Source organism: Sulfobacillus sp. TH-112 (assembly GCF_057473405.1).
The window spans coordinates 20,291-31,331 of sequence record NZ_JBYCKN010000197.1; the positions used below are offsets into that span (position 1 = coordinate 20,291).

Annotated in this window: 9 protein-coding genes; 5 read left to right on the top strand and 4 right to left on the bottom strand. The window is 52.7% G+C overall.

What is annotated here, in order from left to right; all coding sequences use genetic code 11:
- The first annotated feature begins 78 nt into the window (after nucleotides 1–78).
- Nucleotides 79–1,299, top strand: a complete 1,221-nt coding sequence (locus ACOJWD_RS14640) for an aspartate kinase (RefSeq protein WP_486993987.1) — start codon at nucleotides 79–81, stop codon at nucleotides 1,297–1,299.
- A 129-nt stretch (nucleotides 1,300–1,428) separates the two neighbouring features.
- Here the strand turns inward: ACOJWD_RS14640 and aspS are convergent, their stop codons facing one another.
- The 3 genes from aspS to thrC form a co-directional block, all read right to left on the bottom strand.
- Nucleotides 1,429–2,736, bottom strand: coding sequence for an aspartate--tRNA(Asn) ligase (aspS, locus tag ACOJWD_RS14645; RefSeq protein ID WP_486993988.1), 1,308 nt, complete (start codon nucleotides 2,734–2,736; stop codon nucleotides 1,429–1,431).
- A gap of 306 nt (nucleotides 2,737–3,042) precedes the next feature.
- Nucleotides 3,043–4,023 (bottom strand): homoserine kinase, encoded by a 981-nt coding sequence (gene thrB, locus ACOJWD_RS14650; protein WP_486993989.1) that lies wholly within the window; start codon nucleotides 4,021–4,023, stop codon nucleotides 3,043–3,045.
- Nucleotides 4,010–5,053 (bottom strand): threonine synthase, encoded by a 1,044-nt coding sequence (gene thrC / locus ACOJWD_RS14655; protein ID WP_486993990.1) that lies wholly within the window; start codon nucleotides 5,051–5,053, stop codon nucleotides 4,010–4,012. The genes thrB and thrC overlap by 14 nt, the downstream gene beginning before the upstream one ends.
- Before the next feature lie 173 nt (nucleotides 5,054–5,226).
- Here thrC and lplA point away from each other — a divergent pair, with 173 nt between their 5' ends.
- The 4 genes from lplA to ACOJWD_RS14675 all read left to right on the top strand — a co-directional run bounded on the left by lplA (nucleotide 5,227) and on the right by ACOJWD_RS14675 (nucleotide 9,695).
- A complete protein-coding gene (gene lplA / locus ACOJWD_RS14660) occupies nucleotides 5,227–6,267 on the top strand; it encodes a lipoate--protein ligase (RefSeq protein ID WP_486993991.1) in 1,041 nt (346 codons plus the stop codon).
- Nucleotides 6,268–6,286: 19 nt separating this feature from the next.
- Entirely contained in the window at nucleotides 6,287–7,258 is a 972-nt protein-coding gene (locus ACOJWD_RS14665; RefSeq protein ID WP_486993992.1) for an aldo/keto reductase, read from the top strand.
- 87 nt (nucleotides 7,259–7,345) lie between these two features.
- Nucleotides 7,346–9,352, top strand: a complete 2,007-nt coding sequence (locus ACOJWD_RS14670; protein WP_486993993.1) for a S9 family peptidase — start codon at nucleotides 7,346–7,348, stop codon at nucleotides 9,350–9,352.
- A complete protein-coding gene (locus ACOJWD_RS14675) occupies nucleotides 9,345–9,695 on the top strand; it encodes an MmcQ/YjbR family DNA-binding protein (RefSeq protein ID WP_486993994.1) in 351 nt (116 codons plus the stop codon). The genes ACOJWD_RS14670 and ACOJWD_RS14675 overlap by 8 nt, the downstream gene beginning before the upstream one ends.
- A gap of 50 nt (nucleotides 9,696–9,745) precedes the next feature.
- Here the strand turns inward: ACOJWD_RS14675 and ACOJWD_RS14680 are convergent, their stop codons facing one another.
- Nucleotides 9,746–10,933, bottom strand: coding sequence for a cytochrome P450 (locus ACOJWD_RS14680; protein ID WP_486993995.1), 1,188 nt, complete (start codon nucleotides 10,931–10,933; stop codon nucleotides 9,746–9,748).
- Nucleotides 10,934–11,041 lie beyond the last annotated feature (108 nt).

Below are 11,041 nucleotides of genomic sequence, written 5' to 3' on the forward strand. Positions count from 1 at the left end.
ATCGGTGCTTTTCTTAACGAAGTCCAGGCGTTATCATGGGAGGAATAACGCTAAGGCGAAAGAGATGGATGATGACGTATGCGTATCGTGCAAAAATTTGGAGGGAGTTCTCTTCGAACTCTGTCATACATTGAGGCAGTTGCGGAACGGATTGACCAGGTGCATGCCCAGGGCCATGAGGTGGTCGTGGTGGTATCAGCTATGGGCGATACCACCGACGGATTGGTGGAGATGGCGAGTGCTGCTGGGGGTAACGCTCAATCGCAGAATATGGATTTTCTTATGGTGACCGGAGAAATGCAATCGGCTGCCCTGATGGCGATGGTACTGACACGCAGAGGGGTTTCCGCTAGAGCTCTGATGGGGACTCAGGCGGGCATCATCACGGACGCGGTCCCCGGACAAGCGCACATTCAAAATGTGGATGCCGAACCCCTGAACCGAATGTTAGCGAGTGGCGTGGTCCCTGTCGTTACGGGATTTCAGGGAGCGTCACAAGACGGTACTCTTACCACACTGGGTCGGGGCGGGTCAGATTTGACAGCGATTGCACTGGCAGCAGCCCTAGAGGCCGATTCCTGTGAAATCTATTCGGATGTTCCGGGGGTCTTCACTGCTGACCCTCGTATTGTGCCCAATGCTAAAGCTCTTAGCGCCTTGTCTTACGACGAAATGCTGGAATTGGCCTCGCAAGGGGCGCAGGTACTGCAAACGCAGGCCGTGCTCTATGCCAAGCAGTCAGGGGTTACAGTAAACGCTCGGTCAACCTTTGAGTCGCAGCCGGGTACCCGGATTGAAACCATGGGGGGGGAACCCGAATTTCCGGTAACGGCGGTAGCTCTGGATACCCACCTAACCAAAATTGGCTTGATGGGGGTTCCCGACAAACCGGGAGTTGCAGCGTTAGCCTGCGAGCGAATTGCATCTCAGGGTATTAACATTGATTTGGTATTTCAAGCGCTGTCGCACAGTGATGCTCGCGCAGACATTGCTCTCACCGTGGCGGATCGCGATCGGGACCGGGCAGTCGAAGTGTCACAAGAGACCTTGCGCGAATTGGGAGGAACCTCATTGGTGGTGGATGGCGACGTCGCTAAGGTATCTGCTGTAGGGGCGGGGGTGCGCAATCACGCTGGCGTGGCGGCGACAGTATTTCGGGCTTTAGCGAAAGCGGCCATCAATATTCAAATGATTAGCACCTCAGAAATCAAGATATCCTGTATCGTTGCCCGTAGCGAGGCACATGAGGCACTCAATCAGGTGCATGCGGCTTTCGGACTTGAGACCATCGGGTCTTAACCTTTTAGGGCATTCGAATCGCTCCTTAGACTGTTGTTGCTGAGACCTTGGATCTTAACCTATGTATCGAGGTACCGCCGTTCGGGGGTACCTCGATACCGTACGGGCAGATAGCCCGTGGAGATGGGACTATGGGACCAAGCGCTTGACATCCCGTGGGAAGAGGGTCGCTTCACGAATATTGGATAGCATTAGCAGTTGTGCGGTGAGTCGTTCGAGTCCAATCGCAAATCCCCCATGTGGGGGCATGCCATAACGAAATGTTGAAAGATAGCTCTTAAGCCCCGAGTCGTTTAATCCTCGTTCTTCCAATGCCCGTTCATAATCCAAAGAGCGATGAAGTCGTTGGCCCCCAGTCACAATTTCCTGGCCACGAAATAACAAGTCGAAGCTTTGACTGAAAGAGGAATGGTCAGGATCGGGGCAGGTGTAGAACGGACGTTTGGCCATCGGGTATCCTGTGACAAAGAGGAAATCGGATTGCCACTCCGTGCTGGCCCACTGTCCCAACCAGCGTTCGTGGGCTGGTGAAAGATCTTCTTCGTTCATCACGTCGGGGCCAAAAACAGCAGATAGTCGGGTCAATGCCTCTGTAAAATGGATTACGGGGAAGTCATTCGGCACGTTGGGTCGTATTGCCGTGGATTCCTCCAACGTGTCCTCAAGGGACGTCATCATATGGACGAGTACCTCGTTCAATACCTGCATAATGTCTTCTGGGCCAGAAATAAAGCCCATTTCTACATCGAGAGACGTATATTGGCTAAGATGACGAGCAGTGTCGTGGGGTTCCGCCCGGAAAACCGGCCCCACCTCAAACACCCTGCCAAAGACACCGACCAACATTTGCTTATAAAGTTGGGGGCTCTGGGCTAAATAGGCGGTGCGACCGAAGTAGGGTAGGGAAAACACATTCGCGCCACTTTCTGTAGCTGTAGAAATGATTTTGGGGGTGTGTACTTCCACAAAGTATCGCTCGGTCAAATACTGTCGAAACGCGGCTACCAACTGCGCTTGAATACGAAATATTTTCTGTGATTCGGGGTGACGCAGAGCGACACTCGCGTCGGCCAGTCGCTGGGCAAGCCCTTCTTCTAGACGAGGTCCGCCCAGAAATATCGGGGTGGGCGAGGTAGGTGTGCTCAAAATGCGAATGGCGTTCGCCTGAAGTTCCACTTCTCCCGGTGCTCGAGAGTCAGCAACGATGGTTCCGATAGACTCAACGCTCATTTCGGGTTCAAGGCGAGGCCACGGTTGGTCGCTCGCGGATTGGTAGACTATTTGTAAAAGCCCACTACCGTCTCGAAGAATCACGAAGGTGACCTGACCCAGATGTCTCACGCGGTGAACGAAACCACGTGCAGTGACCGTCTGGCCGATTAGTGGCCGAAGCTCTCGAAGCACGCGAGGGATTCTTAATGGTTGTGTCGTGGACATACGCTAATTCCTCCAAGGAAGGCCTTGTGTGGACGGGGCCTTAGCCCGTGGTACCACCACACTTTACAGCGAACGCGGAGGACGCCCGCTGCCTCGACGCCCTTAACGGAGCGAACCGGCAGCCTTACTAGGTTCAGGACTGCACTCCGGAGTGCCTTAGGCCCAAGCCTTCTCGTGCCTTACTCTCACCCCTCAAGGCTCGCTTGTCCGAGGGCTTGGGCTTATTTCTCCATCATCGTATTGTCGGCATTATAGCAGGGCCAGTGGTGGATAGCAATCATCGTAGCGGTGTTCTTGAGAAATGGGCTATCGACACACGACATGGCCGACGTGTTGATCTTGGCGGGTATTAAAACCCATCCGCTCGCCACTATGCCATTGCCATCCGTCAAGCACCGATTCGGCGCCAAAATAACTCGGAGTGATATCATGCAAGGTAAAAGGTACGGGAATGACCTCTAGCGCGGTGGTGGTGAGTGCTTGAGCCACGGCAACTAGGTTGTCTGATGACACTAACGTAATGATGGTGGGACCGGAGCCGGACAGTGCGGAGAAGGCGGCACCGTGTTGTAGCGCTGTCTCTGTGAGGTCGGTAAAGCCGTAAATGAGGCTTTTTCGATAGGGTTGGTGGAGCCGGTCGTCACTCGCAAGGGGAAGAAGAGACCAGTCACGGCGAGTAATTGCGTCAATCCACAGGGCGAGTCGTTGTCCATTAAAGACAGCATCGGCCAGAGGAACACTGTTCGGGAGAACGTGGCGCGCCGCCTCCGTGGAGATTTTGTAATCCGGAACTAGCAAGAGACAGCGTAGCTCCGGTGCGACATAGCTCCTGACGCGAATTCGGCCTTGGTCTGAAAACGCCATCACAAATCCCCCGTATAAGGCGGCCGCGACGTTGTCGGGGTGCCCTTCGAGCTGGGTAGCATAGCTTAACAATTGCTCTTTCGATAGGCGCTCCGGCAACATCGTATTAGCCAATATGAGACCTGCCACGATGGCAGCGGCACTGGACCCTAGTCCTCTCGCTAGTGGAATGCGGCTTTTGATGGTCAGATGTCCGAGCGGCATTGGCATTCCGCTAATTTCCTGATGTAACATTTGGGCGGTTCGCCACACCAGGTTCTCTTCGCTCTCCTCGAGGACTCCTTCACCTTCACCGCGCACCGTCACCACTAACTCTTCACTAAGAGAAAACCAACATTCCAGGGGTAAAGCCAGTGCCATACCTAAGGAATCAAATCCGGACCCCAGGTTGGCAGTACTGGCAGGAACCTTAATATGCCACATGCGTGGGTCTCCCTTCTAAGAGATCGTCAATAGCGGCGCCGATGTGTTGACTGTCTGTCGCAATGGGAGAGGACGTGATCCAGTTGAGTGGGGTCTTGCCATCCTTTAAGCCACTACCGGTAAGAATCCCAACCACTTGGCCTTTGGGAAGGGCGTTACGACCGTGTAGGGTTTTGAGGCCCGCATATGCTGCGGCGGAGGCTGGCTCTACAAAGATACCACCATGAGCTAATTCTTCTTGGGCTCTCAGGATTTCGGCATCGGAGACGTCCAGAAATTGCCCTTGTGACACCTGCACGGCCTCTTCAGCCAAGTGACGGCTTGCGGGCCGGCCAATGCGGATTGCGGAAGCCACGGTCTCTGGTTCGTCGATGTCATGGCCCTGAACCATGGGATTTGCCCCCAAGGCTTGAATGCCAATCATCATGGGAATACCTTGTCCGTACCGACGAAATCCTTGAAAGTATGCGGATATATTGCCAGCATTTCCCACCGGCAATACTAAGGCTTTCGGTGCCCCACCTAGGTGATCTGCAATCTCGAAGGCCCCTGTTTCTTGGCCACGCAATCGCCACGGATTTACGGAATTCACTAAAGCGATATGGGAACTCTGAGCAGCGATTTGACGCACCATCATTAAGGCCTCATCAAAGTTGCCTTTGACCGAGAGAATTTGTGCACCGTGAGCGCTGGCCTGGACCATCTTTTCCGCGGTTACCTTGCCTTCGGGGATCACCACAAAGCTCTTCATGCCAGCGCGTCCCGCGTAGGCTGCGGCCGATGCGGCCGTGTTTCCCGTCGAAGCGCAGATCACCGCTAGTGCGCCCTCGTGCCGCGCCACGCTCACCGCGACAGTCATCCCACGATCTTTAAAGGATCCGGTCGGATTGGTGCCTTCTAATTTCAAGAACACCTCAGTTTCTCCCCAGATAGCCCAGGGGACAAGCGGAGTTCCGCCTTCACCTAGCGTTACCGCTGCGATATCGGGTAAATCAAGCCACGCACGGTAACGTTGAATGATCCCTAACATGGGGAACCTCATTCCTCTCTCACCAAGTGATTCCGGTTGCTAAAATTATAACGATGTTACCACAATGAAAGACAATTTGCTCAAATGCGTTTCGATCTATGATAGAGAGGGGAGATTTGCCGTGCTAGGTGATCGCTCTTCTTCCCCTATCATGACCGCCGAGGAGGTGCAGTGTGGCACTGAAGGTGATTCATAACCAGTGTACGAATCCGTATTTTAACGTCGCTCTCGATTCTTGGTTGGTTCGTCAAGCCCCGAGCGATGCCGATTATGTCATGTTGTGGCATAACCGCCCTGCGGTAATTATTGTGCGATACCAAAATACCCATGAAGAGGTCAACATCGCCTATGCCGAACAAAATAATGTGGCCATTGTGCGACGAATGTCTGGAGGAGGTGCGGTCTACCACGATCTTGGGAATTTGAACTTTAGTTTGGTGGTGTCCAACGAAGGGCACGACTTTAACGACTTCGAATCCTTTACCAAACCTGTCATTGACACTCTGAAAGATTACGGTGTTAACGCGCAACTTACTGGGCGAAATGATGTGACCATCGAAGGGCAAAAGTTTTCCGGTAATGCTCAGTACCGAACACCAACGCGGCTGTTGCATCATGGCACAATTCTGTTTGACGAGAATTTGGACGAGGTACCAAAAATTTTACACGTGCGGCAAGATAAGATCGAAAGCAAGGGGATTAAGTCTGCCCGCAGTAGGGTAACCAATGTTCGTCCATACTTGCCTCAACACGTGACCATTGAGCAATTTCGTCATGCGCTCTTGGAACATCTGGGCGAACATAATGGGGGGATTGCCGGGGAATTTGTCTTGACCCCGGAGCGTCTCCATCAAATTGAACAATTGGTCCAAGAGCGATTTTCACGATGGGAGTGGAACTTTGGCGAGTCTCCCCCTTTCAATTATCGAGGACGAGAGCGCTTTAAGTCAGGAGATATCGAGGTTTTGATTGACGTGCGTCATGGAAGAATCCAACAGGCCACCATTTATGGAGATTTTTTAGGCAACCATGACATCGAGAATCTGACGGCACCACTGGTGGGAATTGAATATGACTCTCGCGCCATCGAGAGGGCGCTAAAAGATGTCCCGGTAGCACAATTTCTCGGCGGGATTACGCAAGATCAGTTGCTGAAGGTGCTTTACGATATGAATCCGGTGTCGTCCCGACTGGGTCCCGGTTCATCCACATGACCAAAGAGGAGTGAGATGGTTGGAATATACACATCTTGGACAAAGCGGACTTAAAGTGTCATTGCTCGGCCTCGGAACCAATAGTTTTGGCTCCCGTGCTGATAAGGCTACCTCAATTCGACTGATTCACCGCGCTCTGGATGCGGGGGTGGCGTTACTCGACACGGCAAATGGCTATAGTGGTGGTCAGTCAGAGATGATTGTCGGCGAGGCATTAGATGGGCGGCGAGAAAGAGCTGTCATCGCCACCAAAGCCGGTCTTCCTGTAGGCGATGGGCCGTATGCTCGCGGGACCTCTCGACGCCATCTATTGCAGCAGGTCGAACAAAGCTTGTCGCGACTGAAAACGGATTATATCGACTTGTTTTACGTGCACACGTTCGATGAAGAAACACCGCTTGAGGAAACCGTCCGGACGTTAGACGATATGGTTAGACAAGGGAAAGTACGATATATTGGGGCTTCAAACTATACGGTGCTCGAACTCACCCGTGCTTTAGGGATTGCTGATGTTCATGGATGGGAGCGTTTTGTAGCTCTTCAACCGTCCTATTCCTTATTGGATCGTACGCCGGAAGTGGAAATGGTGCCGCTGCTCCAACGCGAGGGACTCGGAATGATTGCCTATTACCCGCTTGCGGGGGGACTGCTTACCGGGAAGTATCGTCGTGGAGAGATCCCGCAGGGATCGCGCATGCAAACGCAATCCTCGTTTCAAGAAATGGTAAGTCAACGGATGCGCCAAGCGGCCGATAAATTTGCGGATTTGGCGGAACAATTCGAGGTTGATCCGGGGGTGCTGGCGTTAGCATGGCTAATTCGTCGCCCCACAGTGGCGAGCGCTATTGTCGGAGCAACTCGGGTTGAACAATTGGAGAAAAACCTCACGGCGGTTGATGTGAGTATTCCCGCGGAGTTGCAGCGGGAACTGGATGCCCTCAGTGATCCGTTTGTGGACAGCGTACCCTTTGGTTGGTACCGCCTATTATAGCGCGCACCCATGAGGGTGACATTGTGCGTGTGTCAGCCAGAGGAAGGCATGAGAGCGATTAATGATCATAGAGAAGAGGTGTGGTTTTTGGAGAAACGATCGATTGCACTGAACGACTGGATGCGGTTTCAAGCCGTGGGCTCGCCGAAAGCATCACCTGATGGGAGATGGGTGTCATTTCATCTCTCGACATCCAACCTGGCTGAAGATCGTAATGAGACCTCTCTATGGTTGTATCACGTAGAAGATGGCACCGTGCGCCAGTTAACCCATGGTCCAAAAGATGGAGAAGCCGAGTGGGCGCCTGACAGTCGTCACCTGGCATTTATCGCCTCTCGTGAGGGGAAAGACCGCGTGTACTCTATTCAGCCAGACGGCGGAGAGGCGGTGGCCCTATCGCAAGAGCTCAAGTCCCCGGCGCAGCTATCGTGGGCACCTGATGGGTTATCACTCGCAGTGACGGTATTATGCGTGGAACCAGAAACGGCGATTGTAGATCTGGCGCGTGCGTTGAGTGCGACGGAGAATGCCGACGATACATTTCATGAGCAACAGGAATCTCACTTAAGAGTGACGACCCGCTTTCCTTTTCGCTTTGACGGGTTAGGCTACTTCGATGCCCAGCGGCGCCATTTGGTGCAACTGGCCGCTTTTTCTCGCGATGCCGAGCCGGTGCAACTTACTCACGGCGAATTTGATGTGATGAGCTACTCATGGCGACCTGATGGCAAATCCCTGACTTATGTGACTCAAAAGGTCGATGAGGATATGCATGACGCGATGATTTTTGAACTCAGGCTGGACACCTTGGAGTCACGAACTTTCTTGGATCCCGGTGGAGCGGTCGTGTCGACCAGCTGGTCGTCTAATGGTCAGTACCTTGCTTGGATTGGGAATGATGGGAGCTATGGATGGGGCACCGAAAACCAGCTATGGGTGCACGACACCGTGTCAGGTCAAATGACTAATCTCACGCAATCCCTGGACCGACAGGTCGGTGAGGTGCCTCACGGAGATGTTCGCGGTTTTGAAGGGTTTGCTACTCCTTGTTGGAGTGCTAATGGCCAGTATTTATTTGTGCAGGTGCATGTGAATGGCGTTGGCATGTTGTATCGGGTAGATGTGACGGGACAGGAACCCACGCCGCTATTAGAGCAATGGAGCGGCGTTGCCCATAGCCCTTCAATTGCAGGTGGGAATGTCTATTTCGCCGGAGAGGATTTTTATCACCCCCCGGAACTTTTTCGTGTTAGTGCTGTAGGAGGGGTGGCGGAAGTACTGACCTCCTTCAACGAACCCCTGTTACAACAACTGCAGTTAGGCGAATTCACGCACTATGAGTTGACGCGCGGAAGCTTTTCTGTCGAAGGGTTTGTGGGATCACCGGAGGGGAGTAGGGGACCTTTGCCGGCCATTCTCTACATTCATGGAGGCCCCCATGGAGCCTTCGGTCACGTGTTTCGCCATGAGTATTTCATGGAGATGGCTCGTGGTCGCCGAGTCATTTTTGTTAATCCTCGAGGAAGTCAGGGCTACGGCCAGGAATTTGCTGGTGCCTGTATCAATGATTGGGGGGGAGAGGATTTTCAAGATCTCATGGGTTTCTTGGATTTCACCATCCAAGAAGGGCTGGTGGATAGCAAGAGAATGGGCGTGACCGGAATTAGTTATGGTGGGTACATGACCAATTGGACCATTACGCATACGTCGCGATTTTCTGCAGCGATTTCGGAGATGTCAGTGTCTAATCACTTAAGCATGTATACGCATAGCGATATTGGTCCTGATTTCATGCGCAGTGAATTCGGCGCTGCCCCATGGGATGGTTGGGAAAGATTATGGGAACGGTCTCCTATTCGGTATGTTTCTGCGGTGACCACCCCGACTTTATTCATAGCTGGACAGGAAGACTATCGATGTCCTCAAGAACAAAGCGAGGCGATGTATGTGGCGCTTCGACGGCATCAGATACCGACAGCCTTAGTTACGTTTCCTAATGCGGCGCATGGATTCAGCGTCACGGGCAAGCCATCTCAACGTTTGGAACGGCGACGCCTCATGGAAGCATGGTGGAAGCGGTATCTTCATGAGTGATGTTTTTGAGGAGATACGACGGTATTGCCTGTCGTTTCCTGATGCCTATGAAGACCATCCATGGGGAGATACGGTGTTTAAAGTAGGCGTGAAAATTTTCGCGTTTACAGGGGATTCGGATCCTATCCCCACCGTCACGGTGAAGATACCTGACGAGCTTAGAACAACATGGATGGATCATGAGAGTACCTTTTTTCCCTCGTATGTTGGGCGCTTCGGATGGATTGGCATTCGTGTGAGCGATGAAGACAGTGCGGCTATGGCTAACACCGGGATTGAGTTCAGCTATCGCAGAGTGTGCGGGAAACGCCGATGGCCAGGTGACACGAGAAAAGAATCGTGAGGGACAGTCCAGCGTAAAGGCGCCTCGCTAGACGAGAGGCGCCTTAAGGTTTAGGAGAACGTTACGGAGAGAGACGATAGGCCGCGAAGCACAATATTTTCATTCCAACTCGGTTCTTTGACCAATTTCAGCGATTTTCTCCAAAGAATGGGAAAGGCAATGTTCGCTTCCATGCGCGCCAGACCAGCGCCAAGGCAGAAATGAATTCCACGACCAAAAGCCATATGGGGATTCGGTGATCGAGCCAGGTCAATATGCTCAGGATCATTGAAAATACTAGGATCTCGGTTGGCAGCTCCTAGGGAGACGGTTAGCCAACTCTCTGCCGGAATGCGGATGGATCCAAGATCGATCGATTCGTGAATCGTTCGTCCATCAATTTGCACAGGCGAGGTGTATCGCAAAAGCTCTTCCACCGCCGTCTGCCATTGCCCCTCTGGGGGAAGAACCTGCGGATGTTCAATGAGAGCTAGCGATCCCATCGACAATAAATTGGTAGTGGTTTCATGCCCGGCTACCAAAAGTAGCAGCGACATGGAGAGCAATTCCCCTGGGGTTAGGTGGTGGCCGTCTGATTCAGCCTGGATGAGTTCGGTCAAGAGGTCATCCTGAGGTTGCGTACGCTTTTGTTCAATTAAGTGATGGAAGTAGTCGAGTAGCGCCCATCGCGACTTGACCGCTTCTGCTCGGACTTCGGGCGTTTGCGACGGGTCGAGCAATCGCGCAATCCCTTGTGACCAGGTGCGAAATTGAGCTTGGTCGCGTTCCGGCACGCCGAGAAGTTCTGCGATGACAAGCGCTGGCAGCGGGAAACAAAATTCGCTCACAAGATCTCCTCCGCCATTGGCGTATAGGGAGGAAGATAATTTTTCCGCCAACGATAGTATAAATGGTTCTAATCGCTTTAAATGGCGAGGTTGAAAAGCTTGGCTCACCAGTCCCCGTAACCGCGTATGCACTGGGGGATTGCTGACTAGCATGCTTGGGGATAGCTCGGGTAAGTGTCTATATGCTTCTGGGGGAGTTTCGGTCCACGGATCACCCTTCATGAAAATGGGATCAGTGAGCACCCGTTTCACATCCTCATAATTGAGCAAGAACCACAAGTGGTCTCCTGTTTCCCAGACGGGGTGCTCTTTTCTCCACTCACGATATATCGGATAGGGGTCCTTCATGAATTCTGCTTGTGTCATGCCTAACCCGGAAAACCATAAAGCGACACCAAGTGGTCCGGCCATTGTCACGACTCCTTTCTTATACATTCATAGTCTCGCATATTTTTTCGCAATGCAACTATTCTCTCCTCTCGGACTTGACGTTATTCATGACCCCGAAAGAGGTGTAGA

Bases quoted from the DNA above. Each gene is read 5' to 3' on its own strand.
- thrB (WP_486993989.1), bottom strand. From the start codon at position 4,023: ATGTGGCATATTAAGGTTCCTGCCAGTACTGCCAACCTGGGGTCCGGA.
- ACOJWD_RS14680 (WP_486993995.1), bottom strand. From the start codon at position 10,933: ATGGCCGGACCACTTGGTGTCGCTTTATGGTTTTCCGGGTTAGGCATG.
- aspS (WP_486993988.1), bottom strand. From the start codon at position 2,736: ATGTCCACGACACAACCATTAAGAATCCCTCGCGTGCTTCGAGAGCTT.
- ACOJWD_RS14640 (WP_486993987.1), top strand. From the start codon at position 79: ATGCGTATCGTGCAAAAATTTGGAGGGAGTTCTCTTCGAACTCTGTCA.
- thrC (WP_486993990.1), bottom strand. From the start codon at position 5,053: ATGTTAGGGATCATTCAACGTTACCGTGCGTGGCTTGATTTACCCGAT.
- ACOJWD_RS14675 (WP_486993994.1), top strand. From the start codon at position 9,345: ATGAGTGATGTTTTTGAGGAGATACGACGGTATTGCCTGTCGTTTCCT.